This is a genomic window from Roseibium sp. AWQ4_254, assembly GCF_056161025.1.
The window spans coordinates 1-22,621 of sequence record NZ_JBSWYH010000006.1; the positions used below are offsets into that span (position 1 = coordinate 1).

Below are 22,621 nucleotides of genomic sequence, written 5' to 3' on the forward strand. Positions count from 1 at the left end.
CCCGGATCAATCCGATCCGGGGCAAAAACGCGGGCCTCATGGCTGAAAGCCGTCGGGACGCCTCAAAATAGCGGGTTGTTGCGGGTGCCCAGCTTCAACGCATCGTGAATTCTAGAGAGCTGCTCCAACGAAGTGGTGTAGGCGTCTGCAATACCGTCAAACTTGCTTGCCTCTTCGACACGATCCAGATCATGTTTGTCCAACTTCCACCGCCAGAGCGGTACTTCCTCTTCAAGTTCGAAATTGAATTCCATATCGAGCTGGTTTCGCAGCCTATTAGCTTGCCTGGTTGCCATCTTCTTGTTCTTGGAGATGGAATCCATTTCCTCCTGAAGTGCCTTTAAACTGGCATCGAGCGCCTTCCTGGTCATACCTGCCCCCATGTTCCGGAACGCTTCCGCAGCCAGAAAAGTTGCAACCCGGCGTGCCTCGCGCTTTTCGATTGCTCCTAGCCATACACGAAGCGGCGTTGATCCCAGGTAAACACGAATTTTTTTTGGAACCAGGAGTTGAAAATAGAATCCGGTTGGTCGCCTCCAGAGATACATGGCATAAGACTCGCAGTGTACGTTTTTGGGTACGCTCCGGTGTACGACACGCCTCTGAATGAGTTTTTTTCTTATGAAATCAATAGCTTAACGAAAATGGTGGGCCCGGAGGGAGCGCCCACCATCGCGTTAACGCCTTGAAATCGCTAGCAGCAGAGGTGAGAAGTGGAACACGATGTCCCACTTTCGTGTCTCTGCATCGCACGAGACAGGTGCAAGTGCAACAAGCAAGAACAGCCTGCGCACTATCATCTGGTTGTGGGCATCATCGTCTTGCTGATTGATAACCGAAATTTACGAAGGTGCTGCAGTTCGACACTGTATAGCGGGCTACAAGATTAGTATGATCGAGTGGTGTGTGGGCGATGAGAGAGCGACCACCAAACGCCTAAAGCCTTGAAATCGTTAGCTTCGGCTAGTGACATGGGACACACAATGTCTCCCTTGCATGTCTCACTTGATAATCCAGTACGGAACGTCTGCGCAAGCGTAGAATGAGCACGCCTGCACACTGCATATATAATAATGTGTCTGAAGCTAATTCCAGATCACGCTATCCACAGAGCCAGAAGACACGGCAGTGCTCAAAATCATTCGCGAACTTTAGAGACGGGCTTTCTAGCATCTTACGGACCCACACTAGCCTTCTAATATCTCCGTGAAGAATAGTTTAAGCAGGAATTCTGCTGTTCGTTTGGTCGCCTAAGCGCAAGAAAGTTTCTCACAGGGCAAATTGAATGATTGAGGCAAGTTGATGCTGGTTACATGAATAAGCAGTTTTTCTCTACTGGTTTTAATATTTGCCTACATTCAAAGCAGCCTTTGCCAATTGCAGTTCTAAAAATAAACTTTTGTCATTCGCAAACCACGCGCGGGTAGTGTCTCAGTTTGAAATCTTGCCTCATTGACAGGGTATCGAAAAACCCCAGCGCTTCCTATATGCTTAGGGGTAAGCATTAGGAGGCATAAACATGAAACCAACCGAAGTCGACTTGGCGTTTGAAATGTTTAAATCTGAAGTGTCAAAATTGGATGATGATGGTCTCCTCGACGCTTGGATTGAGTTTAAAGACAGCCAAAATCGGATACCAGACCTTGATCTTTTAAAAAGCCAATATCTAGAAGCATCTCTAATTCAGAAATTTGGGATGGTGAAGTGGCGTAATGCGGTCCAAGATCGCAGGGGTAAAAATAATGCCCACCGGACCTAAAGGCCAAAAGCGCCCAGGCGATGTAATAGGCGCCGCTATCAAAGTTGCAAAAATTGCGACCGGGGAAAAAGAAGACACTATCCTCGACGATGGAAAAGATCCAGCTGCGAAGGCGCTCGGCGCAGAGCGTTTGGCTGTCTAAAGACTTAATTTATAATTCGGAAAGCCTTCTCAAGAGAAATTACGTAGATTTATTGCTACAGGACCCCGACGGAAATACTCAATATCGAACTCACATTCCCCCTGTAACTTCAGGCTGTCCCATACTTCTTCTTTAGTATCCGATTCTGGAGCAAATATATCTCTTGGACAATCTCGCATTTTTATAAACACATAGGATCCAAAGTTACTTTGGATTACCCCCCTTCGACCCGACAAAAAAGGCAGTAACCATCTTTCTAATCGACCTAGTTTCGGTTGAAAGTCTTCCGGGGCCCGGTCGTTGATATCATCCGCATAAACAAATGCCTGTGTGAAATCATTCTTAGCAAAAGCTACCGCTGAAGCCACATATCTAGAAAAATACTCTCGATCACCGTGAACAAATGATTGCGCTAGGTATTTATTTGCTGAGATATCATCCAAATCATTGGTCTGGGAAAACTGAATGTTAGCAAGAAGCAAATTCACAGAGCGGTCAGAAGGATCACGATCAATTGCCTCACAAAGGACTCTAGTTGCCAACTCAGTTTTACCAGCGTGCAAGTAGCGTTTGGCTAACCGTTTCGCCATTCCAGATCCTCTTGGCATCTTTTGCCAAGCCCTTTGTAGCAACTCAGTTGAAGCGGCCGTATCTCCTAAAAGTTCCTTGAGCCTTGCGCTCGCATCTAAAAAATCTGGATCTGAAGGGTACATGTTAAAGGCGCGGTGTAGAGCGAGTTCCGCTCGGTCTATGGCCTCAGCAAGTTCATCCTCAGCTGTTTCGCTAGGATTACGCCTAACATTGTCGAGAGCATCAGAGACAGTGTCGACCCAAAGTCTCGCCCGGCCACCAAGAACATATGCATTATTTTGATCAGCAATTTTGTCGAGAGTGGCGCGGGATTGAGAGCGTAGAGTGTGTTTCGCAAAGTCCGACTTGCTTGTGTTAGCTTTACGCCGAAAAACCTGATGTTGAGTATGAAGCAACGAGGGATTGGTAGGGTCATGTTCGAGGGCTTCTTGTATCGTTTTTTCGGCTAACTCAATGTCGCCCTGCCTGTGGGTGTACTCAAATATTGCCCAATGCTGCTTCAAATATGTCTTAGATGGATTACGGCGTATTGCTACTTCGTATACTTCACGTGCTAAGCTTGCGTCCTCAAATGTTTCGGCTAAGTTTCTACCGCGTATTAGCTTCGACAGCGCAATGTCATCTGACCGATAGCTAGTATCGAGACCGTCTAATACGCGTAAAATCTGATCTTTCCTTGATAGATCACTCAGGCATATCTGATTGAAAACCATTTCGCTAACAACCGGGTGCCTGGATGTATATTCCCAGTCTCCCGTAGTCGCATTGCGTGTGGTGAACACGAGTTCTTGTAATGGCTCAAACAAGTCGTGCTCGAAATCCAGAAACGAAATGTCCGAGATCCTCGAAACAACACCCGCACGAACCGGAACATCAAATCGGTGTAAACTACATATATCTAGATAGAGCGTCTGCGCCTTCTCCGGAATGATTTTCTGAAACTCATCGACTACGATTTCTTCAAATGGCTTACCTCGCGTAATCTCGTGAAGAGCAACTAGCAACTGCCTATCCAAGCGCTCAACAATCATCTGGCGTTGGGCCTCTTTGGATTCACCTTCTAGTATTCCCAAGCAATTGTGTTGATTAAGTTTCAACAGTAAGTCCGAGCTCTCTCTTTCCGAAAGCTTCTTAATATCAAATATCTCAGGACCATATTTTTTTAGCCTTTGACAGTAAATTGACCACTCATTCGTACGCTCCGCCGTAATTATAACAACTGGTATTTTCTGCGACTTGGATAACGCCAATATTTCTTCTATCTTATTTGAATTTAGGCTTGCTCGATCACAAAAAATATGAATCTTTTTTCCTATTAGATTATAAATCTCGCGCAGAACATCTGGACGAATCTTTGAATCGTCGTCAAGCCAGATAACAAATTCTCCGAACGAGACTGCCAACTCCCATGCAGCGCGTTTAAGTGCTATGGTTTTACCGTACCCCGCAGCTCCAGTAATCACACATAGCTGTGTAATTGACTGAGTAGATTCACCAATATACTCAAGTATTTGGAATGAGGTTCTCCTGTGAACGTCGAAATTTCTTACAATATTCCCCCAACGCTGATCATAACCCGCGTAAAATCGACTAGCTTCAACATCATCGATCGGAATACTTGCGTGCAAATGTGTAAATTCGTTACTAAAAGCAAAAGCTGTCTCATCTGACTCTCGCTCCTGTACGCGAAAGTGTTTTCTGTAGGGAAATTCAACAGTTTCGATGTTTTGCGCAGGAACTCGCATTAAAGGTGGTAACGACCTGTCAAGCGCATCCATAAGATCTGAGAATGTACCCTTTATAGCTTCAACTCTTTTCTCAGCCCACATCTGCACTTCTTCAGGCTCGAAATCAGGCGAAACCAGATAGTACATTGGCCTGTTCTTGCTCTTAGAGTTCTCAACTAATCTCCTAATATGCAGATCATCAAGGCTGTGCCCGCAAAATATAATTGGATATTCTTTTCCTAAGCTCACAAGCCTATTATACAAATCTTGCCTGTTAGCTTCATGGTCGTTGTAAGAGTTTGGCGTCAGAACAAGGAGAGCTTCTGGATCGTGAACATACTCGATACAGCCATGGAGTTTAAGGTATTCAACCGGATGAGAGTACTTGGAAAGCATCGTCTCTATAGGTTGATCGTCTTTAATACGACTAACGATCTTTTGTAGGCTTTTAGGGTTTTGTCGATAACCATTCTCGACAAGCAAGTCATAGTTGGTGGTTGCAATCGCGCGCCATCTGAAGTCTGCCAGCTGAACATGAGATTTTGTTGGTTGGAACGGCAAAAAGTAGTCACGAAGCCATTGGTAAAATACGCTGCTACCAGCTTGAGAAAGTGCAAGTTCTGAAACCCTCATAAGATCTTTGTTCTTAAATTTTGAGTTCAGAAATCTGTCTGCAATCGCCTCCGAAAGTTTTTTCGAATTTGGCATTGACTTACCGTCGTCTGTTTTTGCACCCAGTGAAGCACCTGAACCCAAAAATAGCAGGGCTCGTTGCTCCCGCATGGCATCTACTAGACCGTTGGGAAGTGTAATAATTTTCTTAGGCAATTTCTAACTCTTAAGCTCATCGCGCGAATCCTAGAACTCTACCACTTTTTCGAGTTCAAGCCAGAAGGCAACGTTGATTTGAAATCGAATGTCCAATTGAAGGCACACTTCACAGGAGGGCTTCACCAAACGGTCATGAACCGAACCTCACCAGTCCGTTCTTGCCTCCTGTCCAATCATGAGCTCTTTTCGTCTAATTCTTTCGGTGATTGTTATCCCTAACTGCCAAGCGGTTTGTTGCTTAGAAACGTAGCTTAGAAAAATCAAAAATTTTTACGAGGGGCTATTCTATCTACCTTGTACTTTCGATTCCCCCCATAGGGGAGCATTGCATCGGACGCCCAGTCTAAGCCCAGAACTTGTATGATCCTTTTTCTCCGACAGAAGACATCACAGAAGTGACATAAGGCCAGGGACACGGGGATAAGCTCGTAAAGGTATACCTCAACGTACAGTCATTGACATCTGCACGACTGTGTACGTAAGGGTTGACTTCAGTCTACGGACATGCATTTTAACGGACATAACCCTTATGGATAGGTTTCGTTATGTCTCACACAATCCTTTACGCGCGTGTCTCCACCATCGATCAGACGCTAGACCATCAACGGATGCATGCGGAAGCAGCAGGCTTTGTCATTGATGAAGTCATTGCTGATCACGGCGTGTCAGGTGTTAGCACCAAGCTTGCGGACAGGTCAGAAGGCAAGCGCCTCTTCGACAAGCTACGTAGAGGGGACACGCTCGTCGTACGCTGGGTGGATCGGCTCGGGCGAAACTATGAAGACGTGACCGACACCATTCGCCGCTTCATGAAGGAAGGCGTAATAATCAAAACCGTCATCAACGGGATGACATTTGACGGCGCGACGACAGATCCGATGCAGCAGGCCGTCAGGGACGCGCTGATAGCGTTTATGGCTGCGACGGCTCAGGCCCAAGCAGAAGCCACGAAAGCCGCTCAGCGGGCCGGAATTGAAGCTAGAAAGGGCGACACGACACGCTATCGCGGTAAAAAACCTAGCTATGACCGAGAAAGATTCAATGCAGTCCTGGACCTGTTAGCCCAAGGCGTTGGAGCTTCGGCAATCTCAAAGGCAACGGGGTTAACCCGTCAAACTGTACTGAGGATCAAAGGGGACCAAGCTGGAGCAGAAGCCGCATTGCGAAAATGGGGAATCTAGCAATTGCAAAAGACTAGTAGGCGAAATGTAGCTTCCATCCGTATCCCGCGAGCAACCAAAGCGGCGGATAATCCGCACGAACTACAGGGTTACCATCCGGTTGCTTAGTGCTCCGCTATTGATAGTTAGCAACCCGATTAGAAACCAATAGTCATTGTTACCATTACAAATCAAATCTGAAACTTACATGGGCTTTTTAGTAGTAGTCGCCTGTACTTAACCCCTGTAGTAGACCTCAGTTAGAATTTTCGGCTAACTTATTGAATTAAGTAACTCATTTCTATCCGGACCCTATAAGGAATAATAGATAGCAATTAAGCTAGAACACCAGCTAGCTAATTAGATCTATTAATATATAATAAAATAATATACTAGTATAATAATACAGTTAGTTATATAGTTAGATACCAAGTTAGATATACGGATAGATACTCAGTTAGATATAAAGCTAGATACTCAGTTAGATATAAAGCTAGATACTCTGTTAGATAAACAAGCTAAATATATGGATCTTAGAGTCTATAGTTATAATGCTATTTGATTATACTATCCAATCAGCGGCGCTAACGTACCTTCATGTGCATTAAAAACGAGAACAAAACTACAAAACAACGCCAGGGCACAGACGAGACAAAAGCACAGTAAAAATACCGGCAGAAGCGTCCGCCTCAAGAAACCAGTGCAGGTACAGAGTATTTCTACGTTTTCTCAATACAATTAACTCACTACTAATGCACTCTACACGCAACATGAATGCTAGATGATATTGAAGATAACTTCACAATTCTTGAAAAATAGCGAGAGAAAACTCCACCCCCCCACAGTAAACGTGCTTTAGATCGGCCAGAAATGCACCTCTAGCACGCGAACGCGCTCCAAGAGCTCCTACCCTACCCAAAATTGCTCGTCGGCCTCCTGCCCCCCTCAAAATCCTTTTTTGGATTTCGGAGCGGAAAGACGATCCGGCAAGGTTTCACCTCAACGCGATCAGCACCAGCGCAGCTTGGTCCCGGTCCATCTCCGCGCCAAGCCCTCTGACACGAGAATGTCGCCAAGGGACTTGCCGTCCCGTACAAGTAACCGCAGCTTGCGTCCGTACCTGTCTTCATCACGGCCCGACCACACCTTAATCTGGAAAGCACCAGCATTGACCAGATCCAAGAGCCGTAGCGTCGCCTCCTCACCTAGCTCTCTTTCAGCCGCACAGTGGGGTCTACTGATTTCTGGTGCGTCTATCTCTGCAATTCGGATCTTGACGCTCTTATGCCAAAGCGTGTCGCCGTCGACGATGCAGTTAATCCGTATTCCCTTGCCGCACCGCTCAAAGTACACCCTTGGAGCGTCTGCACGGACCGAATGATTAGCGATGCCCACGAAGTGGTCAAACCAGATCGCAAGCATGCAGCAATATATGCAGCGCATCGCAAGCGTTGCGGTCAGTTGACTATCTCGTGGTATCCGGCGGCTGCGAGGCGTGGATGAGTTCCCGCCAAAAAACTTGCATGGACCTTCGTATCATCAACAGCGGACAATTTACTGGTAGCCACTGAGGGATTTGATACCAACCGTTCAAACTCGTTGGCAAAGGCAGCACGGTAGCTTTCGTAACTCGCAAAAGTTTCGTGGTTCAGACCGTTTTCGTGGCAATACATCGCAGCTGCTACCAGTGGGTCGTCACCTTGCCTGTAGGCCTCATACAGGGTGTTGTCATCCAAGACGTCACTATCTTCGTGCTCGAAATACGATTGGCCGCAAATGCGGTTTACCTCATCGCAGAAGATTTTGCAGAATGACTTGTATTGATCGTCAGTCACCATCCTCGTCTTTTGCTGCATATGCTTTGGTGCCAAATCGGGCTGCAGACTTTCGTAGTGAAATTCGATTTCCTTGGTTGGCGATACCGAACGGGCAAAGGCTGTATACCAAGATGGCATCTTGGAGCGCATGCCGTTCCTGTAGGCAAAGCCAATCATGGCAATCTGTTTGCCATTGTGCACTTGCCGGTATTCCTCTCGAGCCATTGCCACTGCACGGCTCGCCAAGTCGGAAGCGAGATCGTTTAGCACCGCATCGGTAACGGTGTTGGTGTCTTGTACTGAGAGGCCTTTCTTCAAGCTTTCGAGAAACACAAAGGCTCGCACTGCTTCCTCACCTGCAAGTGTTGATAAACGGAAGAAATTGAAACCGGCGATTGCTAGTAGTCCGAGAATGATGATTTCCATCACAAAGTTCCTGCCTTCCAAAACACAAATTATCTGATTTTTGGATAATCCGAATTTTGGATTACCGCACGGTTGAGGGGGCAGTCAACCGAGCATGTCGAAATCCTTGCATTCACAGAGGCATCGCGCACTAGTAGAAGCGCTAGCAACCCAGCGCAAAGCAAAGGGACTGTCGCAGGCAGCAGTAGCCAACCTGCTAAGCCGCCATCAGCCATTTATTGCGAACATTGAAAGTGGTCAGAGACGCGTAGATCTTCTGGAGTTGCTCACCATTGCGAGGATCATAGACTTAGACGTGCACGCACTCATTGAGCAGCTGCAGCAGATTCCAGATGATAACTAAGCTTTTGCATTGCTTCACTAAGCTGCTGAAGCGTGTAGCCTTCTTTGAAGTACTGCTTCTGGGTCATGCCCTCTTGCTCGTGTCCGATGACAGCCTTCACAATGGGGTCTGGGATCCCAGCTTGTAGCAGTCGGGTGTTTACGGTGTGGCGAAGGCTGTGGAACACAAGCGTTTTGCTTTTGATCCCTAGCTTGACCAAAAGCCGTTCGTTGAACCAGCGGCTTTGCTGCCGTCCCCAGCCGTTTTTTGAGCTGTACGAAAAGTCTGGGAATAAGCGCTCTACATTCCGGTCTTTCATCGACTGCACATAGTCCAGCAAACCTGCTCGTATAAGCTCTCTGTGAATAGGCACCAGTCTCCGAGACGCAGGCGCTTTGAGGTTCTTCGTTGCGCCTTCGTCGTTGATGTCAAAACACCAGATACCGTCTTGCTGCCTGATGTCGGTCAAATGCAGTTGGGCAATCTCGCCAAGGCGGGCACCTGTATAGATTCCGATTAGTGTTGCCCACTTCTGATAGCTCTTAGTTATCAGTCCGCGTTCGTTCTGTAGGACGGTTCGTAGTATGAGTTGTATCTGATCAACATTGAAGGCATCCCGCTTTGCAGATTTCAGCCGCTTACCTTCCTTGACGCTCAACCCTGCGAAATAGTTCACATCAATATGGTTGTTCTGTTTCGCCCACTGGAACAGGTCACCGTAGTTCTGCAGATATTTGTTGATCGTCGGCACTTGTATTGTCGGAACGCCTGCTAACCCGACGATTTCGTCCAAAGCTTTGCCGCGTGTCAGTGGGTTTTTGTCCCTGTTCTTGGGATAGGCCAGCAGGATGTCTTTGACCCGCTTCGCATCGGCTGCAGTCAGAGACCGTATCTGGATATCAGCACCCAGGATCTCTTCAAGCAGCTTAAAATGAGCTTCCTTTTCTATCCCTGTTCGGGCTGACCAAGCTTGACCGATTTTGCGCTCATGCGTGTATGCCTTGGAGACTTCGGCCAGTGTCATACCGGAAGGCTTCTCAGACGACTTTGCAGGCCCTCTGGAGCCATGCTCAGCCGCCTCAAGGTCGTAGACCCTAAGCGAGCCATTATACGCCAAAACAGCCTTCAGGAAGCTCTCATAGGAGGTTTTCAGCTCGCCCTCCAGCCAACGGTACTCGCGGCTACCGGGTTTGATCTGGAGGTCGTACTTCTCGATAAAACGCGCCAACAAATCGCTGTCAGACTTCACGAGGGAGAGCGGCGTATCTGTTTCTTTTGCCTGTTGCGCAACGAGCAGACTCGTCTCGTACGTCTCACGATCCAGGTCAGTCAGCGGACCTGTAGCGTTTATCTGCTCTTTAGCCTGATGGAGAAGACCCCGAAAGTGATCTGTTAATTGTGCTCGTAGCTCGTCGTAGCGCATGCTGCTATTTAGCCCATACTCGTTCAATCGTTCCCCTATCTGGCTTAGCAATCTGCTCAATCGCAACGCTTTTCGTGGTTCCCTTGTCCGAAGAGACAACTTGAGAGTGGATGGTTTTCCCAGTGGATGAAGCTGTTTGGGCAGCGGCCAACGGAAATAGAATACACCGTTTCGAGACTGAGCCAGATAGACCGGATTGAACACCGAAATGTCCCCCTAGAATGTCCCACCTAGGCAATCCGGCAACTAAGGCGTTGATTTTAAAGAAAATGGTGGGCCCGGAGGGACTCGAACCCCCAACCAATCCGTTATGAGCGGACGGCTCTAACCAATTGAGCTACAGGCCCACAGCGCCAAACAAAACGTCTGGCGCGGGTTGCTCATCGTTCCCTATACCATGGCAGACCGGCGGAGCAAGGGGTTTGCGGGCACTTGCGGAAAAAGGTCTGGGACAGGCCGCCGGTGGGGGCCTGGCCCGGATACCGGCCGGGGCAGATGGCCCGGGCCGGCGCCTTCAAGGAGCCAAGGCAGCACGCGGGAGACAGGAGATATTGGGAGGGCGGGGCAAAACGCGCCGAAATCAGGCCCGGGCTGACTGCCGCCTCAAGACAGGCCCGGCGGCGAAGCCCAAGCGCTGTCCCGGACCGTCGGCCCACGCCCTTCCCCTGCCCCAGCGCTTTGTGCGACGCTGGGGGCGTTTGAGACTCACCTTTTGCCCATCGACCTGCCGGAGCCCCCATGCGAAGCCCTCTTCTGTCCGTCACGCTCACCGTCCTGCTTGTCTTCATGACCGGCTGGCTGCTGGTGGTCGGCCGGTCCCTGCTTCTGCCCTTCGTCATAGCGCTGATCGTCTGGTACATGATCAATGCGCTCGCCCATCTCTTCCGCAAAGTGCCCATCGGGCGCTGGCACCTGCCCGGACTTCTCGCCTTCCCCCTGGCGCTCCTGTCGATCTTTGCCGCCGGCACCTTTGTGCTCGACATTGTGACGGTCAATCTCAGCCAGCTGGCCCAGGATGCCCCCACCTATCAGCGGCGCCTGGAAGAGCTGTTCAACCAGATCTCAGCCCATCTGGATCTGAATGACCCGGTTGAGCTGAAGGATCTTCTGCCGGATTCCGTGGTGCCGCGCATGGTCACCGCCGGGGCCAGTCTGGTGACAACCCTTGCGGGCTCCGCCAGTCTGGTCTTCATCTATGTGCTGTTCCTGGTGCTGGAACAATCCACCTTTGACCGGAAATTCGAACGGCTTTTTTCGTCGCCGGAACGGGCCCGGGCCGCCTTTGCCATCCGGGCGGAAATCAACCGCTCGATTATGCATTATTTTTCCATCAAAACTGCCGTCTCCGTGGCCACAGGCGCGCTCACCAGCCTGGTTCTGATCCTGATCGGCCTGCCTTACGCGGCCCTGTTCGGCTTCATCGCGTTTCTGCTGAACTACATACCGACCATCGGCTCCCTGATCGGCGTTCTTTTTCCCAGCCTGCTGGCCATCGTCTATTACGATACGCTGGGGCCGTTTTTTGCCATTGCCACCGGGCTCGGGCTGATCCAGTTTACGGTCGGCAATCTGGTGGAGCCCAAACTGATGGGCTCCAATCTGAACCTCTCCGGCCTGGTGATCATGCTGTCGCTGGCCTTCTGGGGCGCCATCTGGGGCGTGGTCGGCATGGTGCTGTGTGTGCCGCTCACGGTGATGATCGTGATTGTCTGCGCCCGGTTTGAAAGTACGCGCCCCATTGCCGTGCTCCTGTCGGAAACCGGGGATGTGGGCCTGAACGGCGCAGAGCCGCCGACTGCCCCGCGCACGTGAGGCGTGCAGGTCCGCCCGCCGCATCTGAGGCTTTCCAAGGAACCCTTTGGAGACGCTGCTGAAAATGAATGCAAGCTGAACGTGCAAGCCTTACACTCGCCGCATTGACCGACAATCTTCGCCGCCAGATCAAAGTGACTTGAAAGGACAGTTTCATGACCGGTTTCCTGAGTGCCCTGCCGGGCCCGGCCCACAAGGGTCCCCGCCGTCTGGCCCTTGCGGCCTGCCTCGGTGCGGCGCTGGTGGCGGCCGCTCCCGGCCTTGCCCTTGCAGACGCCTCCGCCCCGGTGACCGGTAGCATCACCATGGACGGCCGGGGTACGGTGTCCGTGGTGCCGGATATGGCCGTCATCACCACCAGCGTTGTTTCCAGCGCCAAAACCGCAGATGACGCGCTGTCACAAAATTCGGCAGCGCTTGCCAAGGTGATAGAAACCGTCAAGGGCCAGGGCATTGAGGCCAAGGACATTCAGACCAGCGGCTTTGGCATCTATCCCCGTTATGAGCGCCTGAAGGGGGATGAGAACCGCCAGCCGGAGATTGTCGGCTATGAGGTGCGCAACGGGGTTGAGGTCAATGTCCGGGACCTGGCCAAGCTCAGCGGCCTGCTGACCCTTGTGGTGGAAAGCGGCGCCAATGCGGTGGATGGCATCCGCTTTGAAGTCAGCGATCCGGACGACAAACTGGATGAGGCCCGCAAGGCGGCAGTGGCCGAAGCCCGCCACAAGGCGGAGGTGTTTGCGCAGGCCGCCGGGGTGGAACTCGGCGCAATCCTGTCCATTTCCGAAACCGGCACCCAGATGCCGCGCCCGATGATGATGCGCGCAGAAAGCATGATGACTGCCAAGGCGGCCGCCGTGCCGATCGAGACCGGCGAAAAAACCATTGCGGCCAATGTCACCATCCGCTGGACGCTGAAATAAGCGGCAACCGCGTCATCTTATGACATCTCAAGGGCATGGGCGCGTCTTACAGGCGCCTGTGCCACACTTGCATCGGCTTGTCCGTTTCGGCTGCCGCGCCCACATCCAACCAGGGAAACGTCACAAGAACTCCGTCCAGCTTCTCATAACCGCGCTTGCGCCAGAACGGGTCCAGCGGCCTGTAGCCTGATGGTTTCAGCGGATGGTCGTCCGGACGCAAGACGGCACAGAAGACCGCCTCCCGGTAGCCGAGCGCGCGTGCATGAGCCTCGCGCCCCTCAAAAAACCGGTGACCAATCCCCTGGCCGCGATAGGCCGGATCAAGGACCGATTCCGCCAGATAAAAGATCTGCTCGGGATCATGACCCGCCGCTTCCAGAGGCGCCCGGAAAGCCTCCAGCCCCGCGCCCAGCGGCTCTCCGGTGGCCGCCCCCACCAGACGGCCGCCGTCATAGGCGCCAACCACAACCGCGCCTTCGTTCTCGCCATAGCGCTTCAGGTAATCTTCCTCATAGGCCAGGGAGCCGTTATAAAGGTAAGGCCAGTCCCGAAACACCGAGATGCGCAATCCGGCAAGGTCCGGCAGACTTTTTTCAAATCTTCGCCTGTTAAACGTTTGATCTCAAGCGCCACAGCTAAGTCTCTCAAATGGCGAAATGATTTTCTGGAAGACCAGAAGCTCACGCAGCTATTCACATCTTGTTTGCAAAAATTGCAGTACGATTTTGCAGATTTCTCATTGAGATGAAACACTCTTTTCTGTATGGAGTGCGCTCCGGATTCAACACCGGGGACATCTGCTGGTTTGGGAGAGCGATATGGAAAGCAACGCCCTCTTCGAACTGGGGATGGACTTGGAGGCTCGTGTAGCAGAAGACGCAAACAGCGTTGCCGAGCCAAGAAGCACCACCCAGAAGGAAGAAAACGTTTCGACTGCGGCGCACGGCGTTTATGCCGACGACCGTCTGGATCACTTCATTCAGAAAGAAGGGGTCCACTGCGCTGGTGCGCATATGATTATTGACCTTTACGATGCCGAACGGCTCGACGACCTGCCCCATGTGGAACAGGCGTTGCGGACCTGCGTCGAAGAGGCAGGGGCAACCCTCTTGCACATTCACCTGCATCCGTTTGAACCGGCCGGTGTATCCGGCGTTGCGGTGCTGGCGGAAAGCCATATTTCGGTTCACACTTGGCCGGAAGCTGGCTATGCCGCCTTTGACGTCTTCATGTGCGGCGATGCCCGGCCTGAAAAATGCGTTGATGTGCTGAACAAGGCCTTCAACCCGGGCAAGACCGCCGTTTCGGAACTGTTGCGCGGGCGCGAAGTCGCCAACCAGCTGTCCAAGCCCCACAGCATGGAAGCGGCGGAATGAGCGACGGCCTCGTCTTCAATGAAACCCTCTATCCGGGGGTCCAGGTCAGCTACAGCTGCGACGAGATCCTGTATCAGCAAAAGACGGAGCATCAGGATCTGGTGCTCTTTTCCAATCCGGTCTTTGGCCGGATCCTAATGCTGGACGGGGTCACCCAGGTCACCACGGCAGACGAATTCATCTATCACGAGATGATGTCCCACGTGCCGATCATCGCCCATGGGGCGGCCCGGCAGGTGCTTATCGTGGGCGGCGGCGATTGCGGTCTGGCCGAGGAAGTGCTGAAACACGGCACGGTCGACAAACTGGTTCAGGTGGAAATCGACGCCTCCGTGGTCGATTTTTCCAAGGAGCATTTCAGCGCCTTCAATAAGGGTGTTCTGGACGATCCCCGCTTTGAGCTGGTCATCGCGGATGGCATGGCCTTTGCCGCCGAAACGGACCGCCGCTTCGATGTGGTGATCGTGGACAGCACCGACCCGCACGGGCCGGGTGCCGTGCTCTTTTCCGAAGAGTTCTACCGCAATGTCCACCGAATGCTGACGCCCGGCGGGGTGCTGGTCACCCAAAATGGCGTGCCGTTCCTTCAGCGGGACGAGCTGGTCACCAGCCTTGCGCGTTTCTCGCGCATTTTCCAGGATGGGGCCGCCTATATCGCGGCGATCCCGACCTATTTCGGCGGCCACATGACCCTTGGCTGGGCCAGCGACAATGCAGACTTGCGCACACAGGCGGTCTCCGTTCTGGAAGAGCGGTTCAAGGCGGCCGGGTTCGAGACGCGCTATTATACGCCCGAGGTGCATGCGGCGGCCTTCGCCCTGCCGAAATTCATTCTGGATGCGGTGGAAGAAGGCCGGGCCAAGGCCTGACCGATCCTGTCCGGAGCTGCGCGGACCCAAAACCTGCCGCCGCTCCGGACGGACACGTCTCAGACGACGACGCCTGAGACAGAAACCGACACGGATGTTTCCACTGTCAGGCTTGTCACGGTGACAGTGGACAGGCCTGGAACCGCCCCGGAACCGGCCGCATCCGGCAGCGCATAGCGGCCTGCGCCGAGGAATTGCTGCAGATCATCCGCATCCAGCAGGCTGAACCCTTCCGCAAGATCCTCAAAAAGCGCGGCGAAAGCCTCCTGAACGTCCTCGTCCTCCTTGTCGGCCAGCGTTTCCAGGGTTCCAGCCAGAAGTTCGATTTCTTCAAAAATCTGCATCAGCCTGTCATGCTCTTCGCGCATGCCCTCAATGCGGCCCTGCCGGTAGGCACTGTCCGACTGGTGCTGAGCCGCCGCATAGGCATAGACGGCGTCTTTGAAATAGGCGGCATCCTTTTCCGCCGGGAGCCCAGCCAGGAGACTGTCTTCAAACGGCCCCAGCCCACCAGCCATTGCCACAGTCTGGTCCTGACCTGGCAGCTGCGCCGTTTGCCCCAAGGGATTGAACAGAACCGCCGCAGGTCCTTCAACAGACCGGGCCAGATCCTCAGGAGGGACCTCTTCAGGCCCGAGTTTCCGGTCGATCGCCAGACTGGTGGCATCGGCGGCCACATCCACGGCGCCGTTCGGCAGGTCCGGACCGATCTTTTCCGCCGCCTTGCGCAGCTCAACGGCCGCCATGCGGAAGTCCTTGGCGATCTGCTGCAATTCGCGCAGCATGCGCTTGGCCTTTTCCGGGGTCGCGAATTTCAGCTCTTCCTTCATACGCGCAATTGTCTGCGCCATCCGGTCGATCCTGAGTTCCCGCTCCGCATCCGCGTTGTCTTTCACGGCCCGCGTCAGCGTGCTGTTCAGGTCGACCGCGTCCTGGAAGTCTTTCAAGATGTCCTCGCCCTCGGAAGACGCTTCATCCGTCTCTCCCGAGGTTGTGTCAACAAGCGCCGCTCCAAGATCTTTCAGCTTTTCCGCAGATGTCTGGCGGGCAGCATCCTCACGGCTTCTTTGCCCGGTGCTTGACTGCTGAAGCGGCACCTTGCCCTTCATCTTCAGCTCAAACTGCTGTTGGCTGGACTGCTGGATGATCGAAAAAAGGGTCATGGTGCGCGGCAAGCCTTTTCAAACCTGTCCTAAAGTCTGAGTGGAGTGCCGTAAAGAAAGGCTTAAATTCCCGCAGAAGTTGAAGGCACGAACAGAACCGCCCAGCCCCTTGAACCCAGGCGTTCAGTCCCGCGCCTCCAGCCAGATGCGGGCGGCCTCCAGATCCTTTGACAGATAGCCCTCTGCCAGTTTCTGGCCGACCACCGCGCCGAACTTGTAGCCATGGCCGGAACAGGCGGAGACAATCGACAGCCTGTCCTGGGTCACCGCAAAGAAATGATCATCGGCAGTGAAGGTATAGGCGCAGGTGACCACGTCCTTGACCTCATAGTCTTCGATGCGGTCAAAGGGCGGCGCGAAATGGTTGCGCAAGGCTTCGCCTTCTCCGGGCTTGGGGGTCCTGTCCTCGCCGGGCCCGGCTTTATACTTGTGAATGCCAGCGCCGAATTTGAGGCCTGTTCCGGCCACCGGGGGCAGAACATAGCCGTCAATCCGCCCGCCAGGGTCCAGAATAACCGGCGCGGTTTCCCAGGCCTTGCGCAGATCTTCGGGCGGCGCCAGATAGACCACTGCCGTGCGGTATGTGGTCAGGCTGCGTTCAAGACCGGGAAAGAGCCCCAGTGTCCAGGCGCCGGAGGTGACAAACACATGATCACCGGTGATCTGGCTGCCCCCTTCCAGCGTCACCGTTCCGGCGGCCCCGTCCACCGCGCTCACACGGGTGTTTTCGCGCACATCCGCGCCGTTCAAGCGCAGCCAGTTCTTAAGGTCTTCTGCAATCTTCTGGCACAGCAGCGCACCCCCTTCCGCGCTTTGAAGGCCGAAACGGATGGTCTTGGGGTCCACAAAAGGATAGCGCCGGGCCACCTCTTCCGGGCTCAGATCCTCAAACGGATACACCCCTTCCAGAAGCCCGGCCCGGTAGCTGTCCCCCCCATCGCCCTCAAGCTGGGACATCACCAGATAGCCGGTGTCCACCAGATGTTTGCGCCCCAGATCTGCCCACATCTCGTCCCAGGCCTGATACGCGGCCCCGATCCGGCGCTGATAACCGCCCTTGCCGCCATAGGCCCGTCGGATGATCCGGTGCTGGTCGCCGGAGGCGGAGAGCGGATTGGGGATCGGCCCCTGTTCCAGAAGCGTCACCGGAACGCCCCGTTTGGTCAGCGCCCAGGCGGTGGACAGGCCGGAAATCCCGGCCCCGACAATCACAATCGACATATTGAACATCCGTTTGAAAACAATCCGCAGAACAGACAGGCTACGCCTGTCCGCCGCTCGCGCAAGACATGTTTGCTCCCCGGCCTGACATGCCGGATATGCGTCCCGGTATGCCGCTCCAAGGCAAGCATTTGCCCAAAACTCTGGATAGGGTCCCGTCCGCCTGAGACGGGAAAATGGGACAGGACATGCTGGAAGACCAAACACCGAGCCCGGACATTCTGGCCCACAAGCGGCTCTCCGACTATCCGGACTGGGGCTATCTGCTGCGGGAAATCTATGAGGCGTACCGGTTTTTATCTTCCGGCGGCAGCGACAAGATCCGTGCCCACCAGCGCGCCGTGCGTGAGGCGATCAGCCGCGTCGGCAAATCGAAAGCCGAAATCCGCTTTGATGCCCCGGCCCAAAAACCCGTCACCGCCCATTTGAAACGGGCGCTGGATGAGGGGCGCCAGGAGCGCACGGCGCCGCTGATCCGGGCGATTGAAAGCATCCAGGACCAGTTGATCTGGCAATATGGCTATGAGAAAGTTCCGCGCGGCCTCGACCGCACCTATGCCTATGCGGAGATCTGCGGGCCGAACGGGCCGGTCCTGACCACGGAAGTCATTTTGGGCCTCGTCCTGTTTGCCCCCGGCTGCACCTATCCGGCCCACGCCCATAGCGGTATTTCGGAAAGCTACCTGTGCCTCTCCGGCGCCGTTTCGGAAAACCACCAGGGCGTCTACGCCCCTGGCTCGATGATCTTCAACCCGCCGGAACACACCCACCGCATCACGGTGTCGAAAAGCGAACCGGCCCTCCTCGCCTATGCCTGGATCGGCCCCCAGGAGAAACTGGCCAACCAGAAAATGGTCTTCAGCCGCAGGCGGAGATGAGGGCTGGTGTCGTGGTTCCAGCAAGCGCTCTAAAAATGGAGGGAGAACGGGTCCAGGATCTCCGCTCCGCTGCGTCCGGGACGACAGGATAGCCAAAGCGCCTTCATTTGTGAGGGCTACAGGCTCTTCGCTGCGCTAAGGCCGGGACAGCAAGCTGGCCCCCTCAAAAGCCAGCCGTCCCCTTGCCACCCAGACCTGCCGGAGGCGTGCCCAAGGCGTCTCCCGAGGCGTCTGCGAGGTGTCTCCGGCGCCGTCACGCGGCTGCGGCGCTGCCCGGGATCAGGGTGCTGAAAATATCCAGATCGGCTGGCAGAAGGGTCCCGTCCAGAGACACCCAGGCCGGCTCGCCGAGGAGCTTGGTGTCCGTGACCCCCAATGCCGGAAAGGTGAGCCCCATGGAATGGGCCGTGGCGACGCGGCGGCCCGGCTTTGGGTTCAGCCCGCAGCAGATGTCCCGGGTGCCCAGTTTCAAATGGTGGGCAATGTCCCATTCCAGCACCACGCCGTCGTGGCGGGTGACCACCCAGCAATGGCCGTCTTCGCAGGTGCCGTTCTTTTCGTCCGGGAAGAAATAACCATAGACATAGCCCGCCTGAAACCCGGCAGCCCGCAGGGAGGCGATCAGATAGGTGTTGATGTCCACGCAGGAACCTTCCGTAGCGCCGCAGGCCAGATAGGGAATTTCCTCGCAGCCATCATTGAAGCGCACCTTCGGATGGGCGTAGTGGAATTTTTCCGCAGCCGCATTCACCAGCGCCTGAATAGCGCCATGGCCATCCCCTGCGGCCTCCGCAATGGAGATTGCATCCGCCACCAGATCCCGCGCGGCCCGCGTATAGCGGTTGAGGCGCGGGGTGAACAGGGTGTCCGGATACCCGGAGCCGCCGTCCTGGAACAGATAGGTGACCGTGACCGGCTGGCCCGGCTCCGGCGTGATCAGTGCCGCCATCTGGCCGGTGGCGGTCTCGCCGCTCAATTCCATCCCTCCGCCGGACACCTTGAAGGAGACCGGCGTTTGATGCGGGGTCGGGATGCCGGCCGGGACCAGCAACTGGCGCGCCCCGCCATCATGAGGGGCAATGGTTACGGAAACAAACGTCTGCATTGTTGCTCTCTCAGATCACAAGCTGGAAAATCAGGCCGGACAGCACCGCACCGGCAAAGCCAAGGCCCAGATACGTGGCAAACACTTTCGGCTTGACCAGCGACCAGACCGCCGCCATCGCCGGGATGGAGCTGACCGCACCGGCAATCATGAAGGCCATGGCCGCCCCCGCGCTCATGCCCTGGTCCATCAGGCCGGACAGGAGCGGCGGGGCCACATAGCTGTTGAGGTAAGCGGGCATGCCGACAAGGGCCGAGATCACGATGGCGCCAATGCCGTCCCCGCCCACGGCCCCGGCAATGAGGCTGGCCGGAACATAGGTGACGAGCGCAGCCTCCAGCACATAGGCAAGGGCGAGCCATTTCACCAGAAAGAACGCATTGGATTTCAGCTCGCCAAAAAACGAGGCAGTGCGATCCGTCTCCCTCCAGAAGGCCCAGACGGGACGGCCGGTTTTGGGCGAGGCGCCGCAGCCGCAGCCGCTGGCGACAGAGCCCGGCCGGACCGGATTGGCAAAGGCGCCAGACCGGGTCAGAAGGGAGACCAGAAAGCCGCCAAACAGACCAAGCGCCACGGCAAACACCGCCTTGCCGATGGCAAAGGGCCAGCCAAGAGCGCCTGCGGTAATCAGCAGGGTGGGCGGATCAATCAGCGGCGAGGACAGCCAGAAGGCCATGATGGCCGACAAGGGCGCTCCCACGGCCAGCAGACCGGCAATGAAGGGAATGACCTCGCAGGAACAGAAAGGAGCAAGCCCGCCAAAGAGGGCCGCCAGCAGGATGGCCTGGGTCTCGCGTCCTTCAAACGCCCGGCCGACGGAGGCTTCGGCGCCAGCCGCCTTCAGCCAGGCAATCAGAACCACCGCAAAGGCGATATAGGGCAGCGTGCCGAAAAACGCTGTGACCGCGAATGTCACAAAGGGCACGAATTGCATCCGGTCGAGCACCAGCACCAGCGCCGGGCCGCCCACAACAAGGGTCCAGGTCGACAGGAGCCAGTCCTTTGCGGGCAGCCGCTGCCACCAGTTTTTGGGCGCGTCCGCGCCCGGGCAACAGGTGGTTTTCGGGTCGCAGCAGCTCGCGCCGCTACCATCCGCCTCAAGCTCGATCCGCTCAGCAGTCTCTGACATATGCCTTCCATCCTTCTTGGGCCTGGTGTCAGCGGGTTTCGTCCGCGCAGCACTCTTTCAAGATATAACCGGCAAGGTTCTGGAGATGGTCGAAGGCCGCCCGGCTTACCACCGACCGGCCATCCTTTTCCTGCACCACAAGGCCCGCCGAGGCGAGAAACCTGAGATGATGCGCCAAGGTGGACGCTGCCATGCCGGTGCGGGCCTGAATATCGCCCACCGTCAATCCGCCCTGCCCCGCCTTGACCAGCGTCAGCACCACCTGAAGACGCGCTTCAGACCCCAGGGCCGCAAACCCTTGCGCCGCTTCTTCCAGATCCATTCCTGCCCCTCACTATATAACTATATTTCTAGTTATATAGTTTTTTAAAGTCCTGTCAACGGGCGCGCAGGCAAACCGGCCCGCAGCCTGCAAGATGCGACGCCAGATCAGAGCAGAGCAAAGCAGGCTGCGCAGATGACCGGCAGCCAGAAAGGTCAAGGAAAGGTCAGGGAGGACCGGACCGGGTCAGCCCGCAGCCGGGACAGGTTCCCCGGCCCCTTTGACCTGATCGATCCAGGTCTGAAGATTGTAATAGGTGGTGATGCGGGCGATCTTGCCGTCCCGGATCTCAAAGAAGGACCCTGCGGGCAGATCGTAGGTTTGCCCCTGGGCCTCCGGCAGGCCTTCATCGGTGTCGATATAGGTGCCGTGGACGACAAACTCGGCCGCCGCCCGGGTGCCGTCGCGATTGACGAACAGAACAATGTCCGACAGCCGCTCCTTGTAACAGCGGCTCATATGCACATTGAAAGACCAGAACTTGTCCTTCCCGATCCGGCGTTCACCCTGATTGACATCATGAACCAGGTCTTCCGCGACGAGGCTTTCCATCTTTTTGGTATCGCCCGCATTAAAAGCAGCGAAATAAGTATCAATGAGAAAGCGCGATTGCTTGTTGGGCATGGGATCTCACAAAGGCAGGAGGGCAATCGGGCCGAGTGTGCCTCCGGGCCCGCTGCAGCGCAAGAGGAAAGCGGCAACGCTGGTTTACAAATCCTTCCTGGAATTTATCCAAACGGACATCTGCCCATCCCGGCCCGTCCGAAGCTGACAGTTACTAAATTACAACAATATGTTACTTAAAAAGCACACTCTCGGAAGGTCATAAAATTGTAACTTGAACGCAGCTCCGCTTTCGGCGTATGACATCGCCACCGATCAGAAGATCTGGCGCAGACGTCTTTGGAAAGGCTATTTCCTGCCGCCCGCGTGATCCGGCCCTGCCGTCTTCACGTCCGGATGCTGCTCAGATGGGTTGGTGACCTCACATGTAGCTCAGCAGGTAGAGCATCGGGATTGTTGCCCGAAGGTCACAGGTTCAAGTCCTGTCATGTGTACTTGGTTAGCTCATGTGGTTATACCAATCACACTTGATAGAGACCTATCTGATGGCTTTTTCCAATTTGCAGGCAAGGCGCGGTGTGTAGGACGGCCTGGTTGGCCGTTCAAGCAGCGCAACGCTGTCCGGCAGGTTGGAAAAAGCCACCGGAGGCCGGTTTGGGAGCCCCTTCGGACTTTGTTGCAGATCTTGCCCGATACCGGTATCGCGCTGCGATCTGCGCCTCGCCGAAAGACCTCCAAAACCGGTCAGATGGGTCTCTGTCATGTGTGGTTGGTATAAAGCGCTGGACTGGTAATCCGGAGGCGGCGGGTTCGATCCCCGCCACAAAGGTCAACGCTTTGCGTTCGGGTTCGACTCCCGATCCGCTCCTCGCGGGGCGGCAGCTTTAAGCTGTTTTACAACATGGGATCTGAAGGGAGCTTGCGGAGGCAGGCGGACGTGCGCCTGCGGGTGCCCGCACCGGTCTGCCAGAGCCAGGTCTTCCGTCCGGTGTCCGCCCAAGTCCGCGCCGTGGACCGGCCGCAACCACCTGTTTTCGAATGGGCGCGCCCTACCGGTCCAC

General features: G+C 54.8%; 20 protein-coding genes, 2 tRNA genes and 1 pseudogene. 9 read left to right on the forward strand and 14 right to left on the reverse strand.

Annotated elements, in window-relative coordinates:
• Positions 1-62: 62 nt before the first annotated feature.
• Positions 63-548: a hypothetical protein gene (locus ACXAIC_RS05805; RefSeq protein WP_475174620.1), complete on the reverse strand. Its 486-nt coding sequence runs from the start codon at positions 546-548 to the stop codon at positions 63-65.
• A 971-nt stretch (positions 549-1,519) separates the two neighbouring features.
• On the opposite strand from ACXAIC_RS05805, the gene ACXAIC_RS05810 reads away from it, so the two are divergent.
• Positions 1,520-1,759, forward strand: coding sequence for a hypothetical protein (locus ACXAIC_RS05810; protein ID WP_475174623.1), 240 nt, complete (start codon positions 1,520-1,522; stop codon positions 1,757-1,759).
• Between the two features lie 171 nt (positions 1,760-1,930).
• Here ACXAIC_RS05810 and ACXAIC_RS05815 read toward each other — a convergent pair whose 3' ends face one another.
• A complete protein-coding gene (locus ACXAIC_RS05815) occupies positions 1,931-5,047 on the reverse strand; it encodes a P-loop NTPase (protein ID WP_475174625.1) in 3,117 nt (1,038 codons plus the stop codon).
• Positions 5,048-5,595: 548 nt separating this feature from the next.
• Here ACXAIC_RS05815 and ACXAIC_RS05820 point away from each other — a divergent pair.
• Positions 5,596-6,231: a recombinase family protein gene (locus ACXAIC_RS05820; protein ID WP_475174627.1), complete on the forward strand. Its 636-nt coding sequence runs from the start codon at positions 5,596-5,598 to the stop codon at positions 6,229-6,231.
• Positions 6,232-7,218: 987 nt separating this feature from the next.
• On the opposite strand, the gene ACXAIC_RS05825 is transcribed toward ACXAIC_RS05820, so the two are convergent.
• Together ACXAIC_RS05825 and ACXAIC_RS05830 are read right to left on the reverse strand one after the other, a co-directional pair.
• A complete protein-coding gene (locus ACXAIC_RS05825) occupies positions 7,219-7,653 on the reverse strand; it encodes a thermonuclease family protein (RefSeq protein WP_475174629.1) in 435 nt (144 codons plus the stop codon).
• A gap of 14 nt (positions 7,654-7,667) precedes the next feature.
• The gene (locus tag ACXAIC_RS05830) at positions 7,668-8,453 is read right to left on the reverse strand and encodes a hypothetical protein (protein ID WP_475174631.1); all 786 of its coding nucleotides are present in this window, start codon (positions 8,451-8,453) and stop codon (positions 7,668-7,670) included.
• Positions 8,454-8,547: 94 nt separating this feature from the next.
• Between ACXAIC_RS05830 and ACXAIC_RS05835 the strand changes: the two genes are divergently transcribed.
• Positions 8,548-8,796: a helix-turn-helix domain-containing protein gene (locus ACXAIC_RS05835; protein ID WP_475174634.1), complete on the forward strand. Its 249-nt coding sequence runs from the start codon at positions 8,548-8,550 to the stop codon at positions 8,794-8,796.
• Here the strand turns inward: ACXAIC_RS05835 and ACXAIC_RS05840 are convergent.
• The 3 genes and pseudogenes from ACXAIC_RS05840 to ACXAIC_RS05850 all read right to left on the reverse strand — a co-directional run bounded on the left by ACXAIC_RS05840 (position 8,759) and on the right by ACXAIC_RS05850 (position 10,545).
• Positions 8,759-10,225 (reverse strand): site-specific integrase, encoded by a 1,467-nt coding sequence (locus ACXAIC_RS05840; protein ID WP_475174985.1) that lies wholly within the window; start codon positions 10,223-10,225, stop codon positions 8,759-8,761. The two genes, ACXAIC_RS05835 and ACXAIC_RS05840, sit on opposite strands and share 38 nt — an antisense overlap.
• 24 nt (positions 10,226-10,249) lie before the next feature.
• A pseudogene (locus tag ACXAIC_RS05845) lies at positions 10,250-10,402 on the reverse strand (DUF6538 domain-containing protein); the annotation flags it as partial.
• A 66-nt stretch (positions 10,403-10,468) separates the two neighbouring features.
• Positions 10,469-10,545 (reverse strand) — tRNA-Ile (locus tag ACXAIC_RS05850).
• 391 nt (positions 10,546-10,936) lie between these two features.
• Between ACXAIC_RS05850 and ACXAIC_RS05855 the strand changes: the two genes are divergently transcribed.
• Both ACXAIC_RS05855 and ACXAIC_RS05860 read left to right on the forward strand, forming a co-directional pair.
• A complete protein-coding gene (locus ACXAIC_RS05855) occupies positions 10,937-12,010 on the forward strand; it encodes an AI-2E family transporter (protein WP_475174637.1) in 1,074 nt (357 codons plus the stop codon).
• 155 nt (positions 12,011-12,165) lie between these two features.
• A complete protein-coding gene (locus tag ACXAIC_RS05860; protein WP_475174639.1) occupies positions 12,166-12,933 on the forward strand; it encodes an SIMPL domain-containing protein in 768 nt (255 codons plus the stop codon).
• 46 nt (positions 12,934-12,979) lie between these two features.
• Here ACXAIC_RS05860 and ACXAIC_RS05865 read toward each other — a convergent pair whose 3' ends face one another.
• Positions 12,980-13,501, reverse strand: coding sequence for a GNAT family N-acetyltransferase (locus ACXAIC_RS05865; RefSeq protein WP_475174641.1), 522 nt, complete (start codon positions 13,499-13,501; stop codon positions 12,980-12,982).
• 250 nt (positions 13,502-13,751) lie between these two features.
• On the opposite strand from ACXAIC_RS05865, the gene speD reads away from it, so the two are divergent.
• Positions 13,752-14,309 carry an adenosylmethionine decarboxylase gene (gene speD, locus ACXAIC_RS05870; protein ID WP_475174642.1) on the forward strand — a complete coding sequence of 186 codons (558 nt, stop codon included), beginning with the start codon at positions 13,752-13,754 and terminating at the stop codon, positions 14,307-14,309.
• Positions 14,306-15,178, forward strand: coding sequence for a polyamine aminopropyltransferase (speE, locus tag ACXAIC_RS05875; protein WP_475174645.1), 873 nt, complete (start codon positions 14,306-14,308; stop codon positions 15,176-15,178). Before speD ends, speE begins: the two co-directional genes overlap by 4 nt.
• Before the next feature lie 59 nt (positions 15,179-15,237).
• Here speE and ACXAIC_RS05880 read toward each other — a convergent pair whose 3' ends face one another.
• The gene (locus ACXAIC_RS05880; protein ID WP_475174646.1) at positions 15,238-16,341 is read right to left on the reverse strand and encodes a hypothetical protein; all 1,104 of its coding nucleotides are present in this window, start codon (positions 16,339-16,341) and stop codon (positions 15,238-15,240) included.
• Positions 16,342-16,464: 123 nt separating this feature from the next.
• Positions 16,465-17,562, reverse strand: a complete 1,098-nt coding sequence (locus ACXAIC_RS05885) for an NAD(P)/FAD-dependent oxidoreductase (protein WP_475174648.1) — start codon at positions 17,560-17,562, stop codon at positions 16,465-16,467.
• A gap of 188 nt (positions 17,563-17,750) precedes the next feature.
• Here ACXAIC_RS05885 and ACXAIC_RS05890 point away from each other — a divergent pair, with 188 nt between their 5' ends.
• Complete coding sequence (locus ACXAIC_RS05890) at positions 17,751-18,440, forward strand: dimethylsulfonioproprionate lyase family protein (protein WP_475174649.1); 690 nt, start codon at positions 17,751-17,753, stop codon at positions 18,438-18,440.
• Positions 18,441-18,693: 253 nt separating this feature from the next.
• Here ACXAIC_RS05890 and ACXAIC_RS05895 read toward each other — a convergent pair whose 3' ends face one another.
• From ACXAIC_RS05895 to ACXAIC_RS05910, 4 genes are all read right to left on the reverse strand, one after another.
• Positions 18,694-19,545 (reverse strand): transglutaminase domain-containing protein, encoded by an 852-nt coding sequence (locus ACXAIC_RS05895; protein WP_475174650.1) that lies wholly within the window; start codon positions 19,543-19,545, stop codon positions 18,694-18,696.
• A 10-nt stretch (positions 19,546-19,555) separates the two neighbouring features.
• Positions 19,556-20,674 carry a permease gene (locus ACXAIC_RS05900; protein ID WP_475174653.1) on the reverse strand — a complete coding sequence of 373 codons (1,119 nt, stop codon included), beginning with the start codon at positions 20,672-20,674 and terminating at the stop codon, positions 19,556-19,558.
• Between the two features lie 28 nt (positions 20,675-20,702).
• Positions 20,703-20,996 (reverse strand): ArsR/SmtB family transcription factor, encoded by a 294-nt coding sequence (locus ACXAIC_RS05905; protein WP_475174655.1) that lies wholly within the window; start codon positions 20,994-20,996, stop codon positions 20,703-20,705.
• 186 nt (positions 20,997-21,182) lie between these two features.
• On the reverse strand, positions 21,183-21,620 hold the full coding sequence (locus ACXAIC_RS05910) for a ketosteroid isomerase-related protein (RefSeq protein ID WP_475174658.1): 438 nt from the start codon (positions 21,618-21,620) through the stop codon (positions 21,183-21,185).
• A gap of 362 nt (positions 21,621-21,982) precedes the next feature.
• Here ACXAIC_RS05910 and ACXAIC_RS05915 point away from each other — a divergent pair.
• A tRNA-Thr gene (locus ACXAIC_RS05915) sits at positions 21,983-22,054 on the forward strand.
• The last annotated feature ends 567 nt before the right edge of the window (positions 22,055-22,621 follow it).

Excerpts from the sequence above, each read along its gene's own strand:
- ACXAIC_RS05805 (WP_475174620.1), bottom strand. The coding sequence starts at position 548 with ATGTATCTCTGGAGGCGACCAACCGGATTCTATTTTCAACTCCTGGTT.
- ACXAIC_RS05810 (WP_475174623.1), top strand. The coding sequence starts at position 1,520 with ATGAAACCAACCGAAGTCGACTTGGCGTTTGAAATGTTTAAATCTGAA.
- ACXAIC_RS05820 (WP_475174627.1), top strand. The coding sequence starts at position 5,596 with ATGTCTCACACAATCCTTTACGCGCGTGTCTCCACCATCGATCAGACG.
- ACXAIC_RS05825 (WP_475174629.1), bottom strand. The coding sequence starts at position 7,653 with ATGCGCTGCATATATTGCTGCATGCTTGCGATCTGGTTTGACCACTTC.
- ACXAIC_RS05830 (WP_475174631.1), bottom strand. The coding sequence starts at position 8,453 with ATGGAAATCATCATTCTCGGACTACTAGCAATCGCCGGTTTCAATTTC.
- ACXAIC_RS05835 (WP_475174634.1), top strand. The coding sequence starts at position 8,548 with ATGTCGAAATCCTTGCATTCACAGAGGCATCGCGCACTAGTAGAAGCG.
- ACXAIC_RS05855 (WP_475174637.1), top strand. The coding sequence starts at position 10,937 with ATGCGAAGCCCTCTTCTGTCCGTCACGCTCACCGTCCTGCTTGTCTTC.
- ACXAIC_RS05860 (WP_475174639.1), top strand. The coding sequence starts at position 12,166 with ATGACCGGTTTCCTGAGTGCCCTGCCGGGCCCGGCCCACAAGGGTCCC.
- speD (WP_475174642.1), top strand. The coding sequence starts at position 13,752 with ATGGAAAGCAACGCCCTCTTCGAACTGGGGATGGACTTGGAGGCTCGT.
- speE (WP_475174645.1), top strand. The coding sequence starts at position 14,306 with ATGAGCGACGGCCTCGTCTTCAATGAAACCCTCTATCCGGGGGTCCAG.
- ACXAIC_RS05880 (WP_475174646.1), bottom strand. The coding sequence starts at position 16,341 with ATGACCCTTTTTTCGATCATCCAGCAGTCCAGCCAACAGCAGTTTGAG.
- ACXAIC_RS05885 (WP_475174648.1), bottom strand. The coding sequence starts at position 17,562 with ATGTCGATTGTGATTGTCGGGGCCGGGATTTCCGGCCTGTCCACCGCC.
- ACXAIC_RS05890 (WP_475174649.1), top strand. The coding sequence starts at position 17,751 with ATGCTGGAAGACCAAACACCGAGCCCGGACATTCTGGCCCACAAGCGG.
- ACXAIC_RS05895 (WP_475174650.1), bottom strand. The coding sequence starts at position 19,545 with ATGCAGACGTTTGTTTCCGTAACCATTGCCCCTCATGATGGCGGGGCG.
- ACXAIC_RS05900 (WP_475174653.1), bottom strand. The coding sequence starts at position 20,674 with ATGTCAGAGACTGCTGAGCGGATCGAGCTTGAGGCGGATGGTAGCGGC.
- ACXAIC_RS05905 (WP_475174655.1), bottom strand. The coding sequence starts at position 20,996 with ATGGATCTGGAAGAAGCGGCGCAAGGGTTTGCGGCCCTGGGGTCTGAA.
- ACXAIC_RS05910 (WP_475174658.1), bottom strand. The coding sequence starts at position 21,620 with ATGCCCAACAAGCAATCGCGCTTTCTCATTGATACTTATTTCGCTGCT.